The 24353-nt window shown below is 71.3% G+C and carries 21 protein-coding genes; 8 read left to right on the forward strand and 13 right to left on the reverse strand.

Features of this window, described 5'->3' with window-relative positions:
* The first annotated feature begins 49 nt into the window (after nt 1-49).
* Nucleotides 50-898 (forward strand): DUF308 domain-containing protein, encoded by an 849-nt coding sequence (locus VAB18032_RS22060; RefSeq protein WP_013735140.1) that lies wholly within the window; start codon nt 50-52, stop codon nt 896-898.
* A 176-nt stretch (nt 899-1074) separates the two neighbouring features.
* Nucleotides 1075-2487 carry an alpha,alpha-trehalose-phosphate synthase (UDP-forming) gene (locus VAB18032_RS22065; protein ID WP_043725346.1) on the forward strand — a complete coding sequence of 471 codons (1413 nt, stop codon included), beginning with the start codon at nt 1075-1077 and terminating at the stop codon, nt 2485-2487.
* Nucleotides 2488-2559: 72 nt separating this feature from the next.
* Here VAB18032_RS22065 and VAB18032_RS22070 read toward each other — a convergent pair whose 3' ends face one another.
* The 6 genes from VAB18032_RS22070 to VAB18032_RS22095 all read right to left on the reverse strand — a co-directional run bounded on the left by VAB18032_RS22070 (nt 2560) and on the right by VAB18032_RS22095 (nt 7790).
* Nucleotides 2560-3384, reverse strand: a complete 825-nt coding sequence (locus VAB18032_RS22070) for an alpha/beta hydrolase (protein ID WP_043725353.1) — start codon at nt 3382-3384, stop codon at nt 2560-2562.
* 5 nt (nt 3385-3389) lie between these two features.
* The gene (locus tag VAB18032_RS22075; RefSeq protein ID WP_013735143.1) at nt 3390-4796 is read right to left on the reverse strand and encodes a flavin-containing monooxygenase; all 1407 of its coding nucleotides are present in this window, start codon (nt 4794-4796) and stop codon (nt 3390-3392) included.
* 93 nt (nt 4797-4889) lie between these two features.
* Nucleotides 4890-5600 carry an endonuclease/exonuclease/phosphatase family protein gene (locus VAB18032_RS22080; RefSeq protein ID WP_013735144.1) on the reverse strand — a complete coding sequence of 237 codons (711 nt, stop codon included), beginning with the start codon at nt 5598-5600 and terminating at the stop codon, nt 4890-4892.
* 1 nt (nt 5601) lies between these two features.
* On the reverse strand, nt 5602-6549 hold the full coding sequence (locus tag VAB18032_RS22085) for an ROK family glucokinase (RefSeq protein WP_013735145.1): 948 nt from the start codon (nt 6547-6549) through the stop codon (nt 5602-5604).
* A 70-nt stretch (nt 6550-6619) separates the two neighbouring features.
* Nucleotides 6620-7294 (reverse strand): hypothetical protein, encoded by a 675-nt coding sequence (locus VAB18032_RS22090; protein WP_013735146.1) that lies wholly within the window; start codon nt 7292-7294, stop codon nt 6620-6622.
* A 40-nt stretch (nt 7295-7334) separates the two neighbouring features.
* Complete coding sequence (locus tag VAB18032_RS22095) at nt 7335-7790, reverse strand: SRPBCC family protein (RefSeq protein WP_013735147.1); 456 nt, start codon at nt 7788-7790, stop codon at nt 7335-7337.
* A 146-nt stretch (nt 7791-7936) separates the two neighbouring features.
* Here VAB18032_RS22095 and VAB18032_RS22100 point away from each other — a divergent pair, with 146 nt between their 5' ends.
* The 5 genes from VAB18032_RS22100 (at nt 7937) to VAB18032_RS22120 (ending at nt 14933) form a co-directional block, all read left to right on the forward strand.
* Nucleotides 7937-9736 carry an AMP-dependent synthetase/ligase gene (locus VAB18032_RS22100; protein WP_043725362.1) on the forward strand — a complete coding sequence of 600 codons (1800 nt, stop codon included), beginning with the start codon at nt 7937-7939 and terminating at the stop codon, nt 9734-9736.
* A 14-nt stretch (nt 9737-9750) separates the two neighbouring features.
* Nucleotides 9751-11445: a GAF domain-containing sensor histidine kinase gene (locus tag VAB18032_RS22105; protein WP_013735149.1), complete on the forward strand. Its 1695-nt coding sequence runs from the start codon at nt 9751-9753 to the stop codon at nt 11443-11445.
* Between the two features lie 7 nt (nt 11446-11452).
* The gene (locus tag VAB18032_RS22110; protein WP_007072219.1) at nt 11453-12121 is read left to right on the forward strand and encodes a response regulator transcription factor; all 669 of its coding nucleotides are present in this window, start codon (nt 11453-11455) and stop codon (nt 12119-12121) included.
* A gap of 162 nt (nt 12122-12283) precedes the next feature.
* Nucleotides 12284-13093, forward strand: coding sequence for an SAM-dependent methyltransferase (locus VAB18032_RS22115; RefSeq protein WP_013735150.1), 810 nt, complete (start codon nt 12284-12286; stop codon nt 13091-13093).
* A gap of 79 nt (nt 13094-13172) precedes the next feature.
* Nucleotides 13173-14933 (forward strand): putative bifunctional diguanylate cyclase/phosphodiesterase, encoded by a 1761-nt coding sequence (locus tag VAB18032_RS22120; RefSeq protein WP_081476300.1) that lies wholly within the window; start codon nt 13173-13175, stop codon nt 14931-14933.
* Here the strand turns inward: VAB18032_RS22120 and VAB18032_RS30920 are convergent.
* The 7 genes from VAB18032_RS30920 to VAB18032_RS22150 form a co-directional block, all read right to left on the reverse strand.
* Nucleotides 14858-15322 (reverse strand): NUDIX domain-containing protein, encoded by a 465-nt coding sequence (locus VAB18032_RS30920; protein ID WP_158309509.1) that lies wholly within the window; start codon nt 15320-15322, stop codon nt 14858-14860. The two genes, VAB18032_RS22120 and VAB18032_RS30920, sit on opposite strands and share 76 nt — an antisense overlap.
* Before the next feature lie 99 nt (nt 15323-15421).
* The gene (locus VAB18032_RS22125; protein ID WP_148272331.1) at nt 15422-16006 is read right to left on the reverse strand and encodes a cytidylate kinase family protein; all 585 of its coding nucleotides are present in this window, start codon (nt 16004-16006) and stop codon (nt 15422-15424) included.
* A gap of 121 nt (nt 16007-16127) precedes the next feature.
* Entirely contained in the window at nt 16128-17114 is a 987-nt protein-coding gene (locus VAB18032_RS30220) for a radical SAM protein (RefSeq protein ID WP_081476182.1), read from the reverse strand.
* Nucleotides 17104-18252: a hypothetical protein gene (locus VAB18032_RS22135; RefSeq protein ID WP_148272332.1), complete on the reverse strand. Its 1149-nt coding sequence runs from the start codon at nt 18250-18252 to the stop codon at nt 17104-17106. Before VAB18032_RS22135 ends, VAB18032_RS30220 begins: the two co-directional genes overlap by 11 nt.
* A gap of 161 nt (nt 18253-18413) precedes the next feature.
* Nucleotides 18414-19547, reverse strand: coding sequence for a glycosyltransferase family 4 protein (locus VAB18032_RS22140; RefSeq protein ID WP_013735156.1), 1134 nt, complete (start codon nt 19545-19547; stop codon nt 18414-18416).
* A complete protein-coding gene (locus tag VAB18032_RS22145; protein WP_013735157.1) occupies nt 19547-20803 on the reverse strand; it encodes a M48 family metallopeptidase in 1257 nt (418 codons plus the stop codon). The genes VAB18032_RS22140 and VAB18032_RS22145 overlap by 1 nt, the downstream gene beginning before the upstream one ends.
* 156 nt (nt 20804-20959) lie before the next feature.
* Entirely contained in the window at nt 20960-22462 is a 1503-nt protein-coding gene (locus VAB18032_RS22150) for an NYN domain-containing protein (RefSeq protein WP_013735158.1), read from the reverse strand.
* A gap of 127 nt (nt 22463-22589) precedes the next feature.
* Here VAB18032_RS22150 and VAB18032_RS22155 point away from each other — a divergent pair, with 127 nt between their 5' ends.
* Nucleotides 22590-24344, forward strand: a complete 1755-nt coding sequence (locus VAB18032_RS22155) for a DEDD exonuclease domain-containing protein (protein WP_013735159.1) — start codon at nt 22590-22592, stop codon at nt 24342-24344.
* Nucleotides 24345-24353 lie beyond the last annotated feature (9 nt).

A 24353-nucleotide genomic window follows, 5' to 3' on the forward strand; every position in this document is an offset into this window, starting at 1 on the left:
AGGGGCTGGACGCGGGGCGCGCCGGCGGCGCGATGAGGAGGATGGTCCGGTGTCAGCGGGTGGAGCCCGTCGGGGACGGCGGGACAACGGGATCGACGCGAACGAGTACGCCGTGGCCGGCGACGTCGATCCGCGCGTCGGCGAGCACCTGCTCGACGTGCTGGCGGCCGGCGGCATCGCCGCGTACCTGCAACCGTCGGCGGATCTGAATCCGGTCACCCGCACCACCACCGTCCCGCCTCGGCCGGTCGACCGGCTCTACGTGGACCGCTCGCACCTGAGCACGGCCCGGGACTACCTCAACCAACTGTCCGACGAGGGCACCTCGGAGCGGGTCAACGAGGAACCGGACATCGACGCCGAATGGGCTCAGATCGTCGCCGGGTTCAACGCCTCCCCGGCCGCCGGGGCGCACCCCTGGCCGGCCGCGGAGGACGTGGACGAGCCGCCGGGCCGAGCGGGCACCACCACGACCGCGACCCTGCCGAGCCCCGACGAGCCGGCCGGGCCGACCGCGACCGGCGTACGCCGGTTGCCGTACGCGGCGGACATCTCCGGTGTCTCGGTGGGCCGTGGCCCACGCGACGGCGACGGCCCCTCCCTGCTGGACGGCCTGGACACCTTCGGCGCGGACCTGCCCGACGACCCGGACGCCGACGAGCGTTACGTGCCGCCCCCGCCCCCACCGCTGCCCCGGGTGTCGAAGTTCGCGGTGGCCGGTGTGCTCGCCGTACTGCTCGGGTTCGTGCTGTTCCTCTTCCCCGACCTGGTCCCCGCCGACCGGGGCGTGGTGACGCTGCTCGGATTCACCGGCATCCTCGCCGGGTTCGTCACGCTTGTGTGGCGGCTGCGTCCCGGCGACGAGGAACGCGATCCCGACGACGGGGCGGTCGTCTGAGCCCGCCGAGCCGGTAGCCGCCCGGATACCGGGACGCAGACCGCCTACGCGCAGGGATGTAACAGTGGTGTAACTTACTGTCAGTAGGAATACCGACAGTACGTCACGTCACCCTCCGACTGCCCGGTTGTTCCTTTCTCGTGGCGGTCACTCCCCTGCTGATCGGAATGCCCGAGATGCGACAGAGCTCCCTCGTGGTGGTGGCCAACCGCCTCCCCATCAACGACAACGTGGCGCTCGACGGCGCCTGCGAGTGGCGACGCAGTCCTGGTGGCCTGGTGAGCGCCCTGCACCCCCTGTTGAGACACACCCCGGCGACCTGGGTCGGTTGGGCCGGCGGGACCGGTCCCGCGCCCACCCTGCCCGACGTCGACGGGGTACGCATGCACACCGTGCCGTTGAGCAGCGAAGACCTGCGCGATCACTACGAGGGTTTCGCGAACGCGACCCTCTGGCCGATCTACCACGACGCGGTGGAGCAACCCGAGCACCACCGGCGCTGGTGGGACGCGTACCAGCGGGTCAACCAGCGCTTCGCCGAGGCCACCGCCCAGGTCGCCGAGAAGGGCGCGGTGGTCTGGGTGCAGGACTACCACCTGCAACTGGTGCCGGGCCTGCTCCGCGCCCTGCGGCCCGACCTGCGCATCGGTTTCTTCCTGCACGTGCCGTTTCCGCCGCCGGAGCTGTTCATGCAGTTGCCGCGCCGCGCCGAACTGCTGCACGGGATGCTCGGCGCGGATCTGGTCGGCTTCCAGCGGGCTCAGGCCGCGCACAACTTCGCCCAACTGGTGACCAAGGTGCTCGGTCTGCCGGCCACCGACCGACGGATCGCGGTCGAGGACCGGATCGTCCGCATCGGAGCGTTCCCGGTCTCCATCGACACCGCCGAGATGGCGGCGCTCGCCGGCCGACCCGAGGTGGTCGACCGGGCCCGCCGGCTGCGGCACGACCTCGGCAGCCCGGACCAGGTCATCCTCAGTGTCGACCGGATGGACTACACCAAGGGCATCGAGCAGCGACTCAAGGCGTACAGCGAGTTGCTCGAAGGTGGACACGTCAAGGTCCGCGACACGGTCCTGGTGCAGGTGGCGGTGCCCAGCCGGGAACGGGTCGGTCAGTACCAGATCCTCCGCGACCGGGTCGAACGCGAGGTCGGACGGATCAACGGCGAGTTCGGCCGGGTGGGCGAGCCGGCGATCCACTACCTCACCCAGCCGTTCGACCGGACCGAACTGGCCGCGCTCTACCGGATCGCGGACGTGATGGCGGTGACCCCGCTGCGGGACGGGATGAACCTGGTCGCCAAGGAGTACGTGGCCGCCCGGGTGGACGACGCCGGCGCGTTGCTGCTCAGCGAGTTCGCCGGGGCCGCCGCCGAACTGTCGCAGGCGTACCTGGTCAACCCGCACGACCTGGAAGGGCTCAAGCAGGGGTTGCTCGCGGCGCTGCGCGCCGAGCCGGCCGACGTGCGGGCGCGGATGCAGGCCATGCGCGCGCACCTGCGGGAGCACGACATCCGCGCCTGGGCCCGTTCCTATCTGTCCACCCTGGACCAGACCGGGTTGCTGCTCACCCGGCTCGGCGGCTAGGCCGAGCCACCGGGCCGACCCGACTGCGCGGGTCGGCCCACCGCCCCGATCAGGGCGGACCCGACGGCCCGATCAGGGTCGGCCGGTGCGGCCGGGGTGTTTGCGCAGCCAGTCGAGGATGGCGTCGATCGGCTCCTGCCACCGGGCGTCCAGCATCAGGTCGTGTCCCATGCCCGGAAAGAGCAGCGGGGCCGAGCCGTAACGCCGGGCCGCGCGGGTCAGCGCCGTCGCCGGCACCACCCGGTCGTCGGGGCTGCCCAGCACCAGCACCGGCGGGCGGCCCACCGGCGGTTCCGGGTCGGCACCGGTGAGCAGTTGCCACTGGGCACGTCGGGCGGCCCGACCCAGCCGGGCGGTGTACCGCCGGGCCTCGGCCTCGGGCAGTTCCCGGCTGAACAGCTGGCTTCGACGGGGCCGCAGGCCGCCGCCGAACACCGCCGGCAGGGTGCCGACCGGGTTGCGGCGCAGCGCCGCGCCCAGGCCCGCCCAGCCACCGAACACCGGGGCCACCAGCACCGCCGCCCGGGCCGGGTAACGGGCCAGGGCGTGCGCCACCACAAGCGCCCCGGCGCCGTGCCCCACAAGCACCGCCTGGCGCGGCAGGCCCGCCGCCGCCTGGACCACGTCGTGTGCGTACGCCCGCAGGTCCGCCTCCGGCGCCGGGCCGCTGCCGCCGTGCCCGCGCAGGCTCACCGCGTACGCCGGGAATCCCCGGGAGGCGGTGTGCCCGAGCCAGTGCTCGGCAAACGCCCAGGCGCCGTGCCCGAAGCCCGGTACGAACAACAGCGGCGGCTGCCCCTCCTCCAGTTCGGGGGCGGCGCTGAGCACCTCACGCCGTACCGGCCGGACCGGACGGGCCCACTCCCAGCCGCGCACGATCCGCGGCCGCTCGCTCACCTGCGTCACTTGCCCTCCAGGTCACGCAGCGCACGCTCCAGGGCGCGCAGGTAGTCGACGTGGCCGACCTCGAACCAGTGCCGGGTCGAGTCCTTGACCCGTCCCGAGTAGCGCTCACCCGCGCCCGCCGAGACCCGGCCCGCGAAGGCGTCGGCCCGGTCCGGGCGGGTGATGCGGGCCTGCAACAGCCGGGCGAACAGCACCGCCTGCCAGTGCACCAGCGGGAACAGGCCGGAGTCCGGCTGGAGCAGGCCGGCGACGGCGAGGGTCGGATGGTTCGGCACGAACGCGTTGAGCCACAACCGGGGGCGTCCCACGCCCTCGTCGTCACCGAGGATCTTCGCGTCCAGGAACTCGAAGCGCGGCAGGTAGCCGGTGGCGAAGACGACCAGCTCCGGGTCGATCTGCCGACCGTCGGTCAACTCCACCGAGTGCGGATGCAGCCGCGCGACGTCCGGCACCGGGGTGATCGCGCCGTGGCCGACGTGGTAGACCAGCTGGCTGTTGGCGATCGGGTGGGTCTCGTACACCCGGTGGTCCGGTGCGGGCAGACCGAAGCGGGTCAGGTCACCGACGGTCAGCCGCAACGTGCGGTGGTAGAGCCACTGGCGCAGTCGCAGTGGCACCCGCAGCGCCAGCAGGGTGTCGTTGACCTGGTCGGCCGGACGACCGAAGACGTACTTGGGGGCGTACCAGTAGCCCCGGCGGGTGGAGTGCCAGCAGTGTGAGGCCTGCTGGGCGGCCTCCACGGCGATGTCGCAGCCGGTGTTGCCGGCACCCACCACCAGCACCCGCTTGCCGCGCAACTGCGCCGGGTCCTTGTAGGACGAGGCGTGCATGACCTCGCCCCGGAACTGCTCCAACCCGTCGTAGCGGGGCAGCTTCGGCGACCAGTTGTGCCCGTTGGCGATCAGTACGGCGGCGTACCGGGAGGTGCGTTCGGGGCCGTAGCCGCCGGTGCTGCGGGTGGTGACGTCCCACCGGTCACCGGCTACCGGCTCGATCCGCACCACCTCGGTGCCGAACCAGATGTGTCGGCGCAGGTCGAAGTGGTCGGCGTAGCGCTCGAAATAGGACAGCAGCTGGCTGTGGTGCGGATAGTCCGGCCAGTCGTCCGGCATCGGGAAGTCGGGGAACTGGGTGAACGGCCGCGACGAGATCAGGTGGGTGCTGGCGTACACCGGGCTACGGTCGTGCCGCCAGTTCCAGGCACCGCCGATGCCGGTCTCCCGCTCGTAGCAGTCGACACCGAAGCCGTGCTCGGCGAGGTTCTTGATGGCGGTCAGGCCGCTGGCTCCGGCGCCGATGACGCAGACGGTGTCGCCCCGGTCGGCGATCGGGCGACCGTCGTGGCTGCGCGCCAGTGTGGTCGTCTCCGCATCGGGCCGGCCGTGCTCGGTGGGGGTGGGCACCGGGGGATCTCCTTCGTCTCGGCACGCCTGCCGGGTCGCGCGAAATCCTCTCCACATCCGCGCGGTATGTCCAGCCCGTCCGAGCGCCGCAGCTCAGTCGGCGACGGGTAGGAGCAGGTCGACGACGATCGGAAAATGGTCGCTGGCGCGGCGGCTCAGCGGGGTGTCCAGCACGTCGTAGTCGACCACGGTGATCCGGGGGTCGACGAAGACCCCGTCGATGCGTCGCCGGGGGTCCGCGCAGGAGTAGGTGAGCCGGTCGGCCCGGTCCGCCGCCACCGCCGCGTCGGTCAGTCCGTGCGCGACGGTGCACCAGGCCGGGCCGTCCGGTTCCTCGTTGAGGTCGGCCGCCGCGATCACCGGCAACGGCGCGACGTCCAACTCGCGCTTGAACAGTTTCGCCTGGTCGGGCCGTTCGACCGGGTCGGTGGCCAGGTGTGAGCCGGCCACCGTGAAGCGGGCCGGGCCACCCACCACGCAGTCGGCGTACGCGGCACCGCGCATGTGCCGGCCGGGGGTCAGCGGGAAGCGCTGATGCCGCACCCCGGTCACCCGTACCCGCAGGCTGACCAGGAGCAGGTTGCCCAGCGCCGGCAACCCGCCGGCGGCGACCACGAGACCGAACGAGGCGGCCAGCGTGGCCGACTTCGCGCGCCAACCGAACCGGCGCGGCCCCTCCTGCACGATCAGGACGTCGGGTGCCAGCTGGCGGACGACCGTGGCCAGCGCGGCGACGTCGTCACGCTGGCCGTGCACGTTGTACGACACGACACGCAGCGGCACGCCGCAGGAGGCGTCGGCCACCTCAGATCCGCCGGGCCAGGTCGGCCGCGCCGATCACCCCGGCGGCGTTACCCAACTCCGCGGGGCGGATCTCGGCCACCGGCAACCGGCTGCGTTGGGCGAGTGACTCGGCGTACGACCGCCGGGTCGGGCCCATCAGCAGCTCACCGGCGTCGATGACGCCACCGCCGACGACCAGCACCTGCGGGTCGAGCATCTGCGCCATGTCCGCCATGCTGGTGCCGAGCCAGCGCCCGACCTGGGCGAACGCCTCGGCGGAGACCGGGTCGCCGCTCTTGGCCGCGGCGGTCACCATCGGGCCGGTGATCGCCTCGGCCTCGCCGTCGGCGAGTTCCAGCAGCGCGGTGGCCCGCTGCGGCTCCTGCCGGGCCGCAGCGCGGGCGAAGCGCACCAGGGCGCTGCCGCTGGCGTACTGCTCGATGCAGCCGAGCCGACCGCAGCCGCACTGGTGCCCGTCCGGGACGGTGAGCATGTGACCCAGTTCGGCGGCGATGCCGTTGGCACCCCGGACCAGGTCACCGCCGAGCACGATGCCGCCGCCGACGCCGGTGCCGATGGTGAACATGACCATCGAGTCGTCGGCGTTGCGGGCCGCGCCGTAGCGGAACTCCGCCCAGGCGGCCACGTTGCCGTCGTTCTCGACGATCACCGGCAGGCCGACCGCCGCGCTGACGTACGCCCGCAGCGGCTCGTCCCGCCAGGCCAGGTTCGGGGCGAACAGCACGGTCGAGCGGCTGGCGTCGATCCAGCCGGCCGCGCCGATGCCGACCGCCTGGATGTCGTGTCCGGCGGCCAGTTCGGCGACCAGTTCGGTGATGACGTCGCGGGTCTTGCCCACGTCGTCGGCGGGGGTGTCCCGTCGGGTCTGCACCAGCACCGTGCCGGTGTCGTCGACGACACCGCCGGCCACCTTCGTGCCACCCACGTCGACTCCGATGGTCAGCGTCACCGCTGCCACTCCCCTCTGCTGTGCCCCGCGCGTACCTGCGCCCTGGCCGGTGGTGCGGGTCGTCCTGAGATCAGGCTTCGTCGCCTGCTGCGCCCTGCTGCTCGGCGCTGGTGGGCGCCGCGGCCTCCGACGCGGTCCGGCGCTCGCCGTCCGGCGTCCGTGAGGCGGGCACCACCGGGCGGCCGGTCTCCGGCGTCGGGCCTACGGCGTCCGCGACCGGCCCGGCGGCATCGACGGGCGGGACGGCCGGGACGGCACCCTCTTCCGCTCGCGTCGCGGCGGTCCAGACGTGCCGATCCGGTGCCGGCTGAGAATCATGCCCGGTACGGGTCGCCTCGCGCCACACGTGGTCGCTGTCCGGGTCCCCGCCCGGGCCGCTGGAGGGGTCGTCGGGCGTCTCGGGCGGGGCGAAGGCCCGCAGAAAGCTCGCCAGTCCGGCGGCCAGATCGCCCGCGCCGGTGGCCAACCTCTCGGCGAATTCCGGACTCGGATCGCGTAACGCGGCGATTCCCCGGCAGACCGGGCAGACACAGCATTCCGGCGCACCAGTGGCGAAACCCGGGCCGGTTGCGCCCTCGGGCTCCTCGGACGAGTCGTTGTGACCGAGGACACTGGTCATGATCCCGCTCAGTGAGCCCAGCGGCCCTGTGCCGGGGTTGCCGGCGGCCAACCGCGCGCTGGCCAGCAGAGTGGCGACCAGCCGCTCCGCCTCCTGTCGGGCCGAACCCGGATCCGTTGCACCCATCGTGGGCTCCTCTACCGTGGCGACCGCGCCGCCGGACGCGTCACTGCGCCGAACCAGTTGCTTCTACCCGGCGCTTGAGCTGCTTCAACGCGGTATCCATGATCATCTTCTCGGCCTTGCGCCGGAACATTCCGAGCATCCCGACCGCGAGTTCCACCTCCAGGGTGTAGGTCACGGTGGTGCTCCCGTCGGCATTACCGACCAGGTCGTACGACCCGCGCTGGAGCCTCTGCATCTTCGACGGTGTCACCAGGTGCCACTCGATGCGGGACAGGTCCTCGGCGTAGGCGTACTCCAGCACGTACTCGTCGGCCAGCACGCCGGCGTCCAGGACGAAACGGACCTGGCTGGCGTAACCGTCCTCGTACTCCTCGATGACCTCGACCTCGCGCATCGCGTCGGTCCACCGGGGATAGCTCGGGAAGTCACAGATGACCGTCGCCACCTGGTCCGGTGACGCGGCAATGGTGATCGACTGGGTGGAGGAGTCCGCCATGGGGGGAGGCTACCCGCCCCGGGAGCCGGTCGTGCCGCGCCGCCCCACCTGCGATGTGCTCGCCAGCGGCGGGGCAGGTAGGTTTCGAGATGAGCAGACCCGCCGGTGGCACCCGGACCGGCCAGTGCAAGCACGAGGGAGTGCAGGTGCGCGAGTTCTCCGTCCCGCCGATCGTCACCGTCGGCGACTCGGCCAACCTCACCGATCCCGTCTGGGAGAACGCCGAGGTCGCGCCGGACGCGGTGCAGTTCATCCGCCGCGACTCCCAGGGCGGCCTGGTGGACGTCACCTGCCGCCAGTTCCGCGACGAGGTCGTCGCGGTCGCCCGCGGCCTGGTCGCCGCCGGCGTCCGGCCCGGTGACCGGGTCGCGCTGATGAGCCGGACCCGCTACGAGTGGACCCTCGTCGACTACGCGATCTGGGCCGCCGGTGCGGTCACCGTGCCGGTCTACGAGACCTCCAGCGCCGAACAGGCCGCCTGGATCCTGGCCGACTCCGGCGCGGTGGCCGCCGTGGTGGAGTCGACCGCGCACGCCACCCTGGTGGCCGGCGTCCGCGACCGGCTGCCCGAGCTGGCGCACCTGTGGCAGATCGACCTCGGCGGGATCGACGAGCTGATGACCACGGGCAACACGGTGGAACCCGCCGAGATCGAGCAGCGGCGCGCCGGGCTGCGGTCGGTGGACATCGCCACAATCATCTACACCAGCGGCACCACCGGCCGCCCCAAGGGTTGCGTGCTCACCCACCGCAACATGTACTCCGACATCGCCAACGCGGTGCCGGTACTGCCGAACCTGTTCGGCCCGAACGCCTCCACGCTGCTCTTCCTGCCGCTGGCGCACGCCTTCGCCCGGCTCATCCAGATCGGCGTGGTGCAGGCCCGGGCCACCATGGCGCACTGCTCGGACGTCAAGAACCTGGTCCCCGAGCTGCAAGAGATCAAACCCACCTTCGTGCTGTCCGTACCCCGGGTCTTCGAAAAGGTCTACAACGGCGCGAAGCAGAAGGCCGAGGCCGCCGGCAAGGGCAAGATCTTCGCCCGGGCCGAGGCGGTCGCCATCGCCTACAGCGAGGCGCTGGAGACCTCCGCCGGGCCGGGTCTGGCGCTGCGGGTCCAACACGCACTCTTCGACAAGCTGGTCTACGGCAAGCTGCGGGCCGCGCTCGGCGGACGCTGCCGGGACGCGATCTCCGGTGGGGCACCGCTCGGCGCCCGGTTGGGCCACTTCTTCCGGGGCGTCGGCGTGCCGGTCTGCGAGGGGTACGGCCTGACCGAGACCTCCCCGGCGGCGTCGGCGAACCTGCCGGGCTTCACCCGCATCGGTACGGTCGGTCGGCCGCTGCCCGGGGTGACCATCCGGATCGCCGACGACGGCGAGGTGCTCATCGCCGGTGACATCGTCTTCCAGGGGTACTGGCGCAACGACGAGGCGACCGCCGAGGCGATCAGCTCCGACGGCTGGTTCCGCACCGGAGACCTCGGATCGCTGGACGGTGACGGCTACCTGACCATCACCGGCCGGAAGAAGGAGATCATCGTGACGGCCAGCGGCAAGAACGTCGCCCCGGCCGTGCTGGAGGACCAGGTACGGGCCCACCAGCTGATCAGCCAGTGCGTCGTGGTGGGCGACCGGCAGCCGTTCATCGCCGCGTTGATCACCCTCGACGAGGAGGCGCTACCGGCCTGGTTGGAGTCGGTCGGCCTGCCCGCCGACACCAGCGCCGAGACGCTGCGCGAGCACGAGGGACTGCGGGCGGAGATCCAGAGCGCGGTGGACCTGGCCAACCAGTCGGTCTCCAAGGCCGAGGCGATCAAGGTGTGGCGCATCCTGCCTCAGGACTTCACCGAGGCCACCGGCGAATTGACCCCGTCGATGAAGGTCAAGCGTCAAGTTGTCCACAAGACGTACGCGGCGGAAATCGCAGACATCTACCGCGGCTGACTACCATCCGTCACGTGTCCGCCTCGACAACCGCCCTGGCCCGCTCCCATCCGCTCGCCTCGGCGACCCGGGTGGTCGTGCTCGCCCTGGTCGCCGTCCTCACCCTGCTCGCCACCCGTGACCTGACCCAGCTCTGGTGGATCGTCCTGCTCGCGGTCGCCGGCCTGCCCGCGTCGATGGCCCCCGAGCACTGGCTGATCGGGCCGATCAGCCGGATGGCGGAGGTGGTGGTGCTCGGCCTGGCGGCGAGTCAGGTCGCAGCGGTCGCCACCATCGGCGGGCACATCGACGGGCTGGGCGCCTCCGCGGTGCTGCCGTACCTGGCGGTGCCGGTGACGGTCACCGCACTGCGACGCCGGTTCCGCGAGGGCGCCCTGCTCATCGCGACGGTCGCCGGCACCCTGCTGATCACCGGCGCGTTCACCGAGGTCGGCGGAGCGCGACAGATGACCCAGACGGGCTACCTCGCAGTCTGCGCCCAGTGGCTGATCCTGGCCGTGCTCGGTCTCTACGCGGCGCAGACGCTGCACCGGGTGATGCAACTGCGGCAGGACACCAAACCCCAGCCGTACGCGGAGGCGACCCGGCTGCTGACCCAACTGCGTACCGTCGCCCGCCAACTGCCCGGCGCGACGCTGGACCCCGGTGGGATCTCCGAGCACCTGCTGGAGGAGTTGCGCACGGTGGCCCGCACCGACCGGGGAGCCGTGCTCTCCGCCAGCGGCGGCGGGCGACTGGTGGTGCTCGCCCAGATCGGCGCGGACCGGGTCGACTGGGAGACCACCCTCGACGCCGACTCGGCCATCGCCGACGCCTGGGCCAGTCAGCAGCCGCAGACCGCGGCCCGTTCCCAGTCCCGCTCGCACCGTGGCGGGGACGTGTCGGCGTTGATCGTGCCGCTGGTCGCCGGGGTCCGCACGGTCGGCCTGGTGGTGCTGGAGGCCGACGCCGCGCACGCCTACCCGTCGGCGGTGACGGCCGAGGTGACCGGGCTGACCGGGCCGGCGGCGCTGCGGCTGGAGGCCGCCCTGCTCTTCGACGAGGTGCGGTCGCTGGCCACCAACGAGGAGCGGCAGCGACTGGCCCGGGAGATCCACGACGGGGTGGCCCAGGAACTGGTGATGGTCGGCTACGGCATCGACAACGCGCTGGCCACCGTGCACGAGGACGCCGAGGAGACCGCCGAGAGCCTGCGGACCCTGCGTCAGGAGGTCACCCGGGTCATCACCGAGCTGCGGCTGAGCCTGTTCGAGCTGCGCAGCGAGGTGGACCGGCACGGCGGTCTGGCCGCCGCGATCGCCGAGTACGCCCGTACCGTCGGGGCCTCCGGTGGGCTGCGGGTGCACCTGTCGCTGGACGAGTCCACCGCCCGGCTGCCCGCCGCCACCGAGGCCGAGTTGCTGCGCATCGCCCAGGAGGCGGTGACCAACGCCCGTAAGCACGCCGGGGCGACCAACCTCTGGGTCACCTGCGAGGTGGATCCCCCGTACGCCCAGATCGAAGTGTCGGATGACGGTCACGGCATAGGTGACAAACGTTCCGACGGGCACTATGGGCTTGCGATCATGGCCGAGAGGGCGGAACGTATCCGGGGCCGGTTGGAGATCAGACCACGTCAGCCCAGCGGGACGACCGTGGCGGTGGTGGTCGGCTCGTCGCCCCGGCGCGATAACCTTCGCGGTAGCGCCGCCGCAGCAGAAGGGGAGTAACCCGAGGATGACCACAAGTCCGACACCGGCTACCCGTACCAAGGTCCTCCTTGTCGACGACCACGACTTGATCCGTAAGGGCCTGCGGCACGCCTTCGAGCGCGACCGGCAGTTCGAGGTCGTCGGCGAGGCCGCCACGGCGGCGGAGGGCGTACGGCAGGCCGGCGCGCTGCAGCCGGACGTGGTGATCATGGACCTGCGGCTGCCCGACGGCAGCGGCCTGGAGGCCACCCGCGCACTGCGCAAGTCCAGCGCGTCGATGGGCATCGTGGTGCTCACCATGTACGCGGGCGACGACCAGCTCTTCGGCGCCCTGGAGGCCGGGGCGAGCGCGTTCGTGCCGAAGACCGCGCCGGCCGACGAGGTCGTCGCCGCCGCCCGGCACGCCGCCTCCTCCCCCAGCGCCTTCACCGCCGCCGACCTGGCCGAGGCGATGAAGCGCCGGCTCGCCCCGTCCGGGCCGCAGCTGTCGCCGCGCGAGGGCCAGGTGCTGCGGCTGCTCGCCGACGGCATGAGCGTGGCCGGCATCGCCAAGCAGCTGTTCGTCAGCGAGTCGACCGCCAAGACGCACATCTCCAAGCTCTACGAGAAGCTCGGCGCGGCCAACCGAGCCCAGGCGCTGATGACCGCGCTGCGGCTCGGCCTGCTCGAAGCCCCGGACGCGCCCAAGTTCTGAGCAACACCCACGTCGACAAAGGGATCCGTGTCCGCCACCGCGCGGGCACGGATCTTTCGTATCGACCTGCGTTTGCGGACGCACTATGGTCTCGGTGATGAAAGCGGGGCAGAATACCCGCCGGGGCATTGACGCCTACACCGTGTGCGGAGGAGTGAGACATTGCAGCGGCCGGACTGGGCACCCGAGACGATCGATGTCGAGCGGCCCAGCGTCGCTCGGATGTACGACTACTACCTCGGCGGATCGCACAACTTCGCGGTGGACCGGGCGGCGGCCCAGGCCATGGTGGCCGCGGTTCCGGAGGCTCCGCTGATGGCCCAGGCCAACCGCGCCTTCCTGCGCCGGGCCGTGCAGTTCCTCTGCGAGGCGGGGATCCGCCAGTTCCTGGACATCGGTTCGGGCATCCCGACCGTCGGCAACGTGCACGAGATCGCCCAGCGGCACGCCCCCGACTCCCGGGTGGTCTACGTCGACGTGGACCCGGTCGCGGTGGCGCACAGCCGGGAGATCCTGGCCGGCAACGAGAGCGCCGCGGTCGTCCAGGAGGATCTCCGCCACCCCGAGCGCATCCTCGCCCACCCGGACGTCCGCGCGATGATCGACTTCTCACAGCCGGTCGCCGTCCTGGTCGTGGCGGTGCTGCATTTCGTCGGTGAGCACGACCGGCCGGCCGAGGTGCTGCGCACCCTGCGGGCGGCGTTGGCCCCGGGCAGCTACCTGGTGCTGTCGCAGGCCAGCGACGACGGTCGCAGCGAAGCCGAGCGGGCCGAGGCGCAGAAGGTCTACCAGCGCACCGACAACCCGCTGTGGGTCCGCAGTCGGGCCGAGCTGACCGCGTTCTTCGACGGCTTCGAACTGGTCGAGCCCGGGGTGGTGTGGGTGCCGCAGTGGCGTCCGGAGACCCCGGACAGCGCCGAGGACGCCGAGCGGGCCGTCTTCCTCGGTGGGGTCGGGCGACTCGGTGGGTGAGCCTCCGGACGGTCCCGCCCGCCCCGGCGCGTTCGCTCGGGCGTGGGCCAAGGCGTTGGCGGGCACCAGCTACTTCCCGATGACACACGCCCAGCTGGAGACGCTGTTGCAGCGGCTCACCGACCAGCTGGCCGCGGCCCTGCGCACGGAACCGCTCGACCTGCGCGCCGGGCACCGGGTGGCCACCGAACTGGTCGCCTCGCACATCGCCTCCGCCGAGGCGCTCGGTCGTACCGTCGAGGTGATTCAACTCCGGCTGGTACGCGACCTGGACCTAGTCGCCGACGACATCGCCGACCGGATGGCCCGGCTGCTCGCCGCGATCGCCACCGGCTACGCCCGCGCGCTGCGCGACCGGACGTTGGACGAGCAGGAGGCGATCCGGCGGGCCGCCCTGATCGCCCGGGCCGACGCGGAGCGGGCGCTGCGGGCCAGCGAGGCACGCTTCCGGCACCAGGCCACCCACGACCCACTCACCGACCTGCCCAATCGGACGCTGTTCGCCGAACGGCTCGCCGCGGTCTGCACCGAGCACCGCGACGACGTCCACCGGGTCGGGCTGTGCTTCCTCGACATCGACCGGTTCAAACGGATCAACGACTCGTACGGGCACCAGATCGGCGACCGGGCGTTGGTGGCGGCGGCTCACCGGCTCAGCCGCGCCGTGGAACCTCACCTGGTGGCCCGCCTCGGCGGGGACGCCTTCATGATCCTCGTCGAACGCTCCACCGGCACCGGGGACGTGGTGGCGGTCGCCGAGTCGGCGCTGGCCGCCCTCGCCGAGCCGGTGCTGGTCGACGGGCACGACGTCACGGTCACCGCGAGTGTCGGCGTGGTGGAACGCCAGGTCACCGGCACCACACCGGACGACCTGTGGCGGGCCGCCGGCAGCACGCTGCACTGGGCCAAGAGCGCCGGCGGTGCGGGCTGGGCCCTGTACGACGCCGAACGCGACAGCCGGGAACAGGCTCGGCAGGCGCTCAGCGCGGCCATCCCCGGCGGGCTGGAGCGGGGCGAGTTCTATCTCGACTACCAGCCGTTGACCTCGTTGCAGGACGGTTCGGTGCTCGGGGTCGAGGCGTTGGTGCGTTGGCAGCATCCGCAGTTGGGGGTGCTGCGTCCGGACAGCTTCATCGGGCTGGCCGAGGAGACCGGGCTGATCGTGCCGCTCGGCTCCTGGGTGCTCGCCGAGGCCTGCCGCGAGGCGGTCGGCTGGTCGGCCGCCACCGGCGAACCGCCGTACGTCAGCGTCAACCTGGCCGTACGTCAGCTGCGCCGCCCCGACCTGGTGCAGGAGGTGTGCGGCCTGCTGCGGCGCACCGGCCTGCCACCGAACCGGCTCCAGCTGGAGATCACCGAGAGCATGATGATGAGCAGCGCCGAGGAGCCGGTGCGGGCCCTACGGGCGCTTGCCGACCTCGGGGTACGCATCGCCATCGACGACTTCGGCACCGGCTACAGCAACCTGGCCTACCTGCGGGACCTGCCGGTGACCGAGCTGAAGGTGGCCGGCGAGTTCGTCCGGGGCCTGCGCGCCCCGGAGGCCGCCGACCCGGGTAGCCGTGCCGACGAACGGATCCTCGCCGCGATGGTGTCCCTCGCGCATGCCCTCGGCCTGACCGTCACCGCCGAGGGCGTGGAGACAGCCGAGCAGGCGGATCGGTTGCGGGCCATCGGCTGCGACGCGGGGCAGGGCTGGCACCTTGGCCGTCCTGCTCCCGCCGATCAGATCCTCCCCCCACCCGGCCCGACCGTCCGCCAAGCTCAGCCGGAGCGGTCTTCCGAGCGGTATGTCCAACCACGACGACCATCGGTGGGGCCGGCATCGGAGGCCAGGTAACGCTCCAACGTGCGACGGTAGCCTGGCGTCAACTGGTAGCTCAGCACCTCGCTCGGATCAACCCAGACGCCCTCGGCGATCTCGTGCGGATCGAGCCGAAGATCGCTGCTCTCGGCGCTGAACACGTAGTCAAAGTAGATGAAATGGAACGCGCGCGACGGATGGTCCGCGTCAATCAGCTCGCCCCAGTCCACCAGGCCGTGGCCGGTGAGCACCAGCCCGGTCTCCTCCTCGCCCTCCCGACGAGCACCGTCGCACAGCCGTTCCCCTGGTTTCAGGTGCCCGCCCGGCAGCGTCCAGGTGTCGCCCCATTTCGGCTGCCGGATAAGCAGTATCTCGCCACGCGGATTGAGAATAAGCGCCGAGACGATGACCTCGATCGTCCGCACACTTTCGGTCTGCGGCGTCTGACTTCCCATTGAGCGGTTGCCCCCTGCCATGCACAGCCCTTTTTAGGTCGGTTCGCGCCGCACGACGACGTGGAGTGGCTAGATGGCGCGTGACGGAACCATCGGGGCGCAGTTCTTCTGGTCTCGGCTTCGCCAGCGAGCGCCGCACGGTCCACCGACGCGTACCACACATGAGCGTAGAGCGGGGTCCGCGTCGTTCACCAGAGCACGAAGGGGCTCCGGGTCGCCGGAGATACCCGCCTCGACGCAAGCGGTTAGCACCCGGTGGAACTTGTTGATCCCGGCGTCGGCGCTCGCCCGGGTCGGCGCATCAATCAAGTGGGAATTGTCGAGCACAAAGTCGAAGACATCCCGGTCGGCAAAGATGTCAAATCCGTAGCGGCTCAGGAACCGTTGCCGCGTCAACCAGTCCTTCTCGTCGACTAGCCGGGCGCATCCTGTCGGGCCCAGTGCCACTTCGGCCGGACTCGACACGGCGCACTTCCAGGACCGGGAGATGCGATCGGAGCCGATCCAGATCCTTATCGCTGGCTCCCGGCAATACCAGGGAAGCGCCCAAGCGTCGACCACCACACCGTCTCGGTTCCGCATAGTATCGGCGAGAATACGGTCGACCCGATCGTCGGCATCACCACCGTCGCGCAATGATTCAATCTCCGCCATCCGGTGGAACCATACTCCGGTCGAGGGGCCGAATCCGCCCCCCAACTCAGCGAGCAGGAGATCCGTGATATGCACGCTATCGTAGCCGAGGTGCTTTGCGAGAAGGGCGGTGTGTGTCGTCTTACCGGCGGCGGTGAGTCCACTGAGAATGACCCGGGCCATCGTGGTGCATCCAATCCTCGTATCGAGCAGCATGCCTAGGTGCATCCAGAACTATACGGGAGGCAAGATCCGCCAGGTGATCATTCAACAGATTTCCGATCGCTGGCAGCCGGCCGGCCGGCGGATCCTCAATCCGGGCGAGCACGTTTCCCCCCGGGTCCACGAGCAGATACAGGCCGACCTTGCCGTCGTCGGTGAGCACAGAAAGCTTCTCAGCGGCAGATCCGAGCCGGCGGCGAGCGTCCTCGCAGACACACAGGAATTCCTCGGTCGGCAACTCATACCGAGCCCGATTCTGGTATCCCGATTCCACGGCGCTGAACTGCTGCAGACTCCATCGCACCAGCGCACGCCGACTTGTCAGCATCGGCGCCAGCAACAAAATGCCGGACATGTTCGCCCGGGAAACCACAGTTCGAACCACGTATGGTTGACCCGCTTCGTCTAAGAAGTCCATCAGCTTGAGCACTCGGACGTAGTTGCCCGGGCGCTGCCTGAAGCCGTCGTGCGTCGCCGCGTCGCCGCCATCGAGGGAGAGGCCCACGAGATCGGCACGCAGCAGCGCGGCCCGTACGGTGGGCGGTTGGTGCTGAGCGTTGGTCAGGACCTCAACCGCCATCCCCTGCGCCTGAGCATGCCCGACCAACACGTCCAGATCCCGGCGCAGACTGGGATCCCCGCCGGTAAAGGTCATGTGACTGACCCCGGCGTACGCGAGCGCCGCGAGTAGGCGATGCGCGTCGTCTGTGTTTAGTATGTTTGACCGGCTGCGGAAGCAGAATGGACAGTCCAGGTTGCAGCGGTCCCAGCAGTCCCAGTTGGCCCTGAGGACCCCAGCCCGGGCCAACGATCCCCAACAGGGCCGCCGATCGTGCGGCTGAATTATCAGTTCGGGTCCGGCAGCGCAGGCCGGGCAGCTGGCTTCGCGGAAAACGTCACGAGCCACGCGTCAACCTCCCCCACCAGATCTGCAAGCGGGTCCGGTTCTCGTCGAGCGCGGCCAAGAGGGATGTCGCCGCGACGCCAATCAGCAGGTCCCGCCACGCCGAGTCCTTGAGCGCCGTGGCGACGGGTACGGTAACGATCGCCGTCGCAGTCCAGCGCCAGGCCCCCGCCGCTCGGCGGACCAGCGGCCAGCGGCGGGTGGGGATCGCACGGTCCCAGGCAACATCAAAGCTGTTATCGAAAAGCCGGATCAGATTGCCCGCAGCCTCGTGCGCCAGCAGCATCTCTCCCATCAAGGAGCGCTCAGCCAAGGGCTCATGAACGTCGAGCCTGAGAAGGCTGCCGTCGATGGAAGCGGAACTCCCACACTCGATGTCCTGCGTCGTCTTGGCTACCCTTACCTCCGTGTTGGGCCAGTTTCTAGTCGCTTCCCGCCACGACCTGATGGCCCTTTTGGCACGTTTCTCATGCGACGCGCCACGTAGATCTTTCATGGCTTTCGGCGCACCGAGTAGCACCCGGATCTCGACACCAGCCTCGGCCCGGTCACGCAGGTCGGCCAATCCTTCGATCTCCGCCAGCGACTCAAAGAATGACAATCGGATGATGCGGTGAGCACCGCAAACATGTTCGTGGAAAGTCTCGAGCACCTTGGGATCGGTCATCTGACCAAGCGACTCAAATCGCTCGATCGGCAACCGGCCGAGCCGTTCTAGGGCGGCAGCCGACGCGGTACGCTTCTCGGCACGCAGGCGGACCAGGTAATCGGGAGCAGCAGTCAAGAGGCTCTTGCCCACGTAAGGAGTAACCGCCAGCAGATTCCGCGCCAGCAGATCATCGATGGCCGAATAAACGGAGTGAGTACTTTCCAGTCCAATGTGACCTGAAAGCACATCGACCAATTTGCGCCGCTCGCGGGCGTACCGGTGCATCACCATGGCAGTCAGGATCCGAGCATGGATGGGTGAGAAGCCTTCGCCTTCGAGCGCCGCAAACGCAACTCTTTCGGGATTCGTCCAGACCATACTTTCCCCCGACAGACAACAGCCCACATAGTCTAAGCGAAACAATCCACACCGACGAGAAGAGAACCATCGGGCGATCAAAAACCCATTGCTGGCATTACGAGCGTTCTGCACATAACCAAACGGACGGCCGGTATCGTTGTCGGACTTCCGTCACCCCACCGAGCGCCCAGAAACGTACATTCTGTGGTAGGTGCCACGACAACATCTCGACGCCGTTGACCGAATTCGACTCGCAAGCCCATATATGACGCGGACCTGCGGGATCCGTTCGATCAAGGGGTGTCGCCAGCGAGGATCTTGGCCAGTCGGGCGGCCTGAGCACCCCAATGCCACTCTTGCTCCACCCAGGAACGCCCGGCGGCACCCAGCTTGCGGGCTAGATCGCGGTCCGTTAGAAGCAGCCCCACCCGGGCCGCGATCTCGGCGACGTCACGGCCGTTCACCACGTAGCCGGTCTCGCCCGAACGTACTGCATCAGGAGCACCACCGGAGTCACCTGCCACCACCGGCAACCCGGTCGCCGAAGCCTCCAGGTAGACCATGCCGAGGCCCTCAACATCGAGGCCCGCGTTACGGGTCCGGCAGGGCATCGCGAAGACATCCCCTGCCGCAAAATGTGCCGGGACGTCACTCCATTCCAGCGAGCCGGTGAAGACCACCTCGCGCTCGACGCCGACCTGGCGGGCCAGCCGGGTCAGCGTCGCCCGGTACGGTCCGCCGCCGACCACCAGCAGCGCCGCGTCGGGCACCCGACGCTGGATCAGCGGCATCGCCCGGATCAGCATGTCCTGGCCCTTGCGGGGCACCAGCCGCGAGACGCAGACCACCACCGGCCGGTCGGCCAGCCCCAGCCGGCGTCGCACCTCCGTGCCGTCGACGGCCGGGTGATACAGCTCGGTGTCCACGCCCGGGGCGAGTTGCCGCAGCTCGGTCAGCCCGTCCAGGGCGCGGGCCAGCCGGCTGCGGGTGTACTCCCCGAGGTAGGTGACCACGTCCGTGCCCCGACCGATGCGCCGCAGGGCGGTCCGGGCCAGCGGCAGCGCCGCCCAGCCCACCTCGTGTCCGTGGGTGAGGGCGACCACCCGGCGTACGTCGGCCCGACGGCGCAGCCCCGCGGCGAGCAGGCCCAGCGGGGCGGCCGCCCCGAACCAGACCTTGTCGCAGTCGTAGGCCCGGGCCAGCCGGGCAGCACGGCGGGCCACCAGCGGGGTCGGCAGCAGCATCCGGGTGCGCTCGCGGACCACCTCGAACGGCTGGTCGGCGTCGAACTTGTCGGCACCCGGCCAACTCGACGCGTACACCACCACCGATCCGGCGGGCTGGCGTACCGCCAGGTTGTGGACGAACGACTGGATGCCGCCGGGACGCGGCGGGAAGTCGTTCGTGACCAGCAACGTGCGACCCATCAACCGGCCTTTCTGGCGTACGCGCGGGCGGCGGCGATCCGCTCCACGGTGGAGGGGTGGGAGGCCGAGTAGAGGTACTCCCAGCGGGGCGGATCCGGGTCGGAGAGGTTGACCGAGGACAGTCGCCGCTGCATCGACTCGAAGGCGGCCGGGTCACCGGTGAGCGCGAGCGCGTGTGCGTCGGCGCGGGCCTCGACCCGGCGCGACATCAACGCCTGTGCCGGCGCGAAGACCAGCCCGGCCACCGTGACCAGGGCGAGCAGCAGCCCGAACGCGCGCGGCTCGGCGACCGAGCCGACACCGGCCAGGCGCAGCAGCGGCGGCCAGGAGCCGATCAGGTAGAGCGCCACCACGGCGGCTGCCGCGCCGAGCGCGCCGGTGAGCGTACCGACCGGCACGTCCCGGTCCTTGGCGTGGCCGAGTTCGTGGGCCACCACGGCGGTCACCTCGGCGTCGGTCGCCTCCCGCAGCAGGTTGTCGTAGACCACCACGCGGCGGGTCGGGCCGAATCCCGAGACGTAGGCGTTGACCGCCCGGGTGCGCCGGGATGCGTCGGCGACCAGCACGTCGCGCACCGGTACGCCGTCGCGGGCGGCCAGGTCCATCAGCTGGGTGCGCAGCGGCCCCGGCTCCATCGGGCTGAACCGGTTGAACACCGGCTCCACCAGCACCGGCAGCACGAACGACAGCAGCACCACCAGGGTCGCCGCGCCCGCCGCGCCGAACGCCCACCACCAGCGGGGGGCGAGTCGCACGACGGTGTAGAAGCCGAGCAGGGCCACCGCGCCGATGACGGCACTGACGGCGTACGACTTGAGCAGGTCGACGGCCCAGCCGGCCCAGCCGTTGGTGGCCAGTCCCCACCGGGTGAGCACGCTGTGCCGCCAGGCGGCGAAGGGCAAGGTGACCAGGTCGGCCACGAGCACCACGGCGAGCCCGCCGAGGATCGCCTGCGCCGTCCAGTGGTCACCGAAGGGGCGCCCGGCCAGTTCGATCAGGCGGCTGCCCAGCGGGGTGAGCCCGAGCGCGAGCGCCACCAGCAGCCCGGCGCCGAGCGCCGCCCAACTGCCGGGGCGCAGCGCGGAGCGGAACTGTCGGGCCCGTTCCACCTGGTCGGCGGGGAGGTCCCGGAGCGCGGCGAGCTGGTCGGCGCGGGGCGCGGGCGGACGGTTCCACGGGATCAGCACCAGGGCCGCCACCAGCACCGCGAGGCCGAGCCCGGCCAGGGTGAGCACGGCCCAACCGCGCGGGCTCACCGGGCCACCCTGCCCGAGTGCGGCGACCCGGCGCAGCGACCGGTATCGGACCGGCCGTCCGCTCTGCCTCTCATACCGTCGCTCCTGTCGCCATGGGCGCCAATCCTATTGCCCGGCCCGGGGTGTCCCCACGCGCGTGGAGCGCAGCCGGTCCGGTCAGGAGCGGGACAGGCGGCGCAGCAGCGAGTCCGCGCCCAACGGGTAGGCGCCGTGTCGGCGTACCCCGTCGGCGACCTCTCGGTCGGAGGAGACCACCACCACCGGACGCCCCGGTGGCTCGGCGCGGACCAGCCGGCGGATCAGTTCGTCGGCGGTCTCGCCCTTGCGGGAGAAGAGCACCCGTACGCCGCGGGGGGTGGGCGGCAGCCCGTGCATCCGTTCGGCGCCGTCGAAGACCACGGTGACCTCGTCACCGGTCTGCGCGGCGATCCCGCCCAGGCCGGTGATCAGCCGCTTGCGCTGCTGTTCCAGCGACATCTCCCCGAAGCCCCGCTTGGTCACGTTGTAGCCGTCGACCACCAGGTGGGCGCGGGGCAGGGCGAGCAGCTGGTCCAGTCGGGCCGGGTCGTCGGTGTCCCGGGCCCGGGCCGCGGCCCCGGTGGAGGTGGCCGTCGAGGAGTCGGCGAAGGAGTCGGCGACGAAGTCGGCGGGCAGCTTCTCCACCGGGTCCAGGGCCAACTCCCGGCGCAGCCCGACGGCGGCCTGCCCGATGGTCTCCAGCAGCAGCCACAGGCGGGCGTCGTCGACCGACCGGGCCTCCTTGGCGCTGGCCCGGGCGACCCCGGCCGCCGCCTCGGCTTCGGCCAGTCGAGCCCGGGCTCGGCGCAGTTCGGCGTCCGCGTCGGCCGCCGCCCGCGCGGCCCGGCCCCGCTCGGTGGCCAGCAGTTCGCTCGCCCGGCGTTCGCGGGCCTGGCTCTCCCGCAGCGTCCGGGCCAGCTGGCGGGATTCCTCGCGCAGTTGACCCAGTTCCTCGCGGACCCGGGCCAGTTCGTCGCGCAGTTTGTCGGCCTCGACCCGGGCCACCGCGCGGTCGTGGTCGGCCCGGTTGGCCCGCTGCTCGGCCTGGCGGACCAGTTCGGCCACCACGGCGGTGTCGGCCTCGGCGCGTACGGCCGCGCCGCTGGCGTCGATCAGCTGCCGCCACCCGCGCGGCCGGGCCAGGTAGGCCAGGGCGGCCACCTCGACCGGGTCGGCGGCGGCGGGGGCCGTCCCGTCGACCACGGCGGCACCCAGGTCACCGGCGTCGGCCAGCACCCGGGCGGTGACCCGCTGACGGAACAGCGGGTCGGCGGCGAGTTGGGCGGCGATCACCGGCGCGCCGAGGCGGGCCCGCCGGTTGGGGGCGAACTTGGCGACCCGACGCAGCGGCACGGGCACCTCGTCGCCGGGCAGGCCGGGCAGCACGGCGGCGGTGAGTGAGACGATCCGCTGCCGGACCGGCTCGGGCAGGCTCGGCTCCGGCTCGGGCGTCTGCTCGGCATCCGGATCGGCGGCGGTCTGCTCGTCGGCGGTCCCGGCGTCGGCACCGCCCTCGGCGGAAGTCTGCGGGTCCCCCAACCCCCCGGCGGCGGCGACATCGGCGAGGTCACCGGCAGCCGGCACCGCGACGACCTGCTCCTCCTGGGAGAGGTTGTCATCGTGCGGCTCGGTGAGGGGCATGTGGCAAGTCTCCCACCGCGACCGGGCCCACCGCCCGGTGAGTGAGCCGATCTCTCATCCTAGACCGGTGGTGGCGAATGGGACCGGTGGGGCGGGAGTGTCGGACCGGACGGTTACCGTGCCGCCGATGGCAGCACAGGAGTACCTCCAGCCGGCGCTGGCCGGGCTCGACCCGGCCGTCGACGGCGTCGACCCGGCGCTGCCGCTGTATGCGACGACGTTCGTGGTCGTCGACCTGGAGACCACCGGTGGGGCACCGGACGGCGGCGGCATCACCGAGATCGGCGCGGTGAAGGTGCGCGGTGGCGAGGAGCTGGGGGTGCTGGCCACCCTGGTCAACCCCGGTGTGCCGATTCCACCGTTCATCACCGTGCTGACCGGTATCACCGAGGCGATGCTGCTGCCCGCGCCTTCCATCGAGCAGGTGCTGCCGAGCTTCCTGGAGTTCGTCTCCGATGCCGTGCTGGTCGCGCACAACGCCCCGTACGATGTCGGTTTTCTCAAGGCCGCCTGCGCCCGGCACGGCTACCGCTGGCCCAACCCCCGGGTGTTGGACACCGCCGCGCTGGCCCGGCGGGTGCTGCTGCGCGACGAGGTGCCCAACCGCAAACTCGGCACCCTGGCGGCCTACTTCCGGGCCGCCACCACCCCGACGCACCGGGCGTTGGACGACGCCCGGGCGACCGTGGACGTGCTGCACGGGCTGATCGGGCGGCTCGGCGGGCACCGGGTCGACACCATCGGCGAGGCCATCGAGTTCGCCCGGGCGGTCACCCCGACGCAACGCCGCAAACGGCACCTGGCCGACGGGCTGCCCCGCTCCCCCGGGGTCTACATCTTCCGGGCCGCCGACGACCGACCGCTGTACGTCGGCACCTCGCGCGACATCGCCACCCGGGTCCGCAGCTACTTCACCGCCGCGGAGAAGCGCGCCCGGATCTCGGAGATGCTGGCCGCCGCCGAGCGGGTCGAGGCGCTGGAGTGCGCCCACTCGCTGGAGGCGGAGGTCCGGGAGCTGCGGCTGATCGGGGCGCACGCGCCGCCGTACAATCGGCGGTCGAAATATCCGGAGCGGGTGGTCTGGCTGAAGCTGACCGACGGGCCGTACCCCCGGTTGTCGGTGGTGCGGGAGATCTCCCCCGACGACCGCGCCTACCTCGGGCCGTTCTCCTCGCGGCGGGCCGCGGAGCTGGCCGCCGCCGGCTTCCACGACGCGGTCCCCCTGCGCCAGTGCACCCACCGGCTGTCGCTGCGCACCGTCACGCCGGCCTGCGCGCTGGCCGAGCTGGGTCGCTGCCTGGCACCCTGCGAGCACCGGATCACCCCCCAGGAGTACGACGCGGTCGCGGTGACGCCGTTCGCCGAGGCCACCACCGGCGACGTCAAGCCGGTGGTGGACGCCCTGCTGGCCAGGATCGAGGCGCTGGCCGCCGGTCAGCGCTACGAGGAGGCGGCGGTGCTCCGGTCACGGCTGGCGGCGGTGCTGCGGGCGACCGTACGCATGCAGCGGCTGGCCGCGCTGACCGGCATCGCCGAGGTGGCCGCCGCCCGGCCCGCCGAACACGGCGGCTGGGAGCTGGCGCTGGTGCGGCACGGTCGGCTCGCCGGCGCGGGGGTCAGCCCGCCCGGGGTCCACCCGCGACCGACCCTGGCCACCATGCGCGCCACCGCCGAGACGGTGTCGGCCGGGCACGGCCCGGTCCCGGCGGCCACCCCGGAGGAGTCGGAACGGATCCTGTCCTGGTTGGAACGGCCGGAGACCCGGTTGGTGGAGATGTCGGCCGGTTGGGCCTCTCCGGTGTCCGGCGCGGGGCGCTTCCGTGACCTGTTGACCAAGGCCGAGAACGCGGCGTCCCATCAACTCTGGTCCGAACGCTCATGAGCAACTGTC

It is taken from the genome of Micromonospora maris AB-18-032 (assembly GCF_000204155.1).
GTDB lineage: Bacteria > Actinomycetota > Actinomycetes > Mycobacteriales > Micromonosporaceae > Micromonospora > Micromonospora gifhornensis.

Excerpts from the sequence above, each read along its gene's own strand:
- VAB18032_RS22065 (WP_043725346.1), top strand. The coding sequence starts at position 1,075 with ATGCGACAGAGCTCCCTCGTGGTGGTGGCCAACCGCCTCCCCATCAAC.
- VAB18032_RS22090 (WP_013735146.1), bottom strand. The coding sequence starts at position 7,294 with ATGGGTGCAACGGATCCGGGTTCGGCCCGACAGGAGGCGGAGCGGCTG.
- VAB18032_RS22095 (WP_013735147.1), bottom strand. The coding sequence starts at position 7,790 with ATGGCGGACTCCTCCACCCAGTCGATCACCATTGCCGCGTCACCGGAC.
- VAB18032_RS22110 (WP_007072219.1), top strand. The coding sequence starts at position 11,453 with ATGACCACAAGTCCGACACCGGCTACCCGTACCAAGGTCCTCCTTGTC.
- VAB18032_RS22120 (WP_081476300.1), top strand. The coding sequence starts at position 13,173 with ATGACACACGCCCAGCTGGAGACGCTGTTGCAGCGGCTCACCGACCAG.
- VAB18032_RS22125 (WP_148272331.1), bottom strand. The coding sequence starts at position 16,006 with ATGGCGGAGATTGAATCATTGCGCGACGGTGGTGATGCCGACGATCGG.
- VAB18032_RS22140 (WP_013735156.1), bottom strand. The coding sequence starts at position 19,547 with ATGGGTCGCACGTTGCTGGTCACGAACGACTTCCCGCCGCGTCCCGGC.
- VAB18032_RS22150 (WP_013735158.1), bottom strand. The coding sequence starts at position 22,462 with ATGCCCCTCACCGAGCCGCACGATGACAACCTCTCCCAGGAGGAGCAG.
- VAB18032_RS22155 (WP_013735159.1), top strand. The coding sequence starts at position 22,590 with ATGGCAGCACAGGAGTACCTCCAGCCGGCGCTGGCCGGGCTCGACCCG.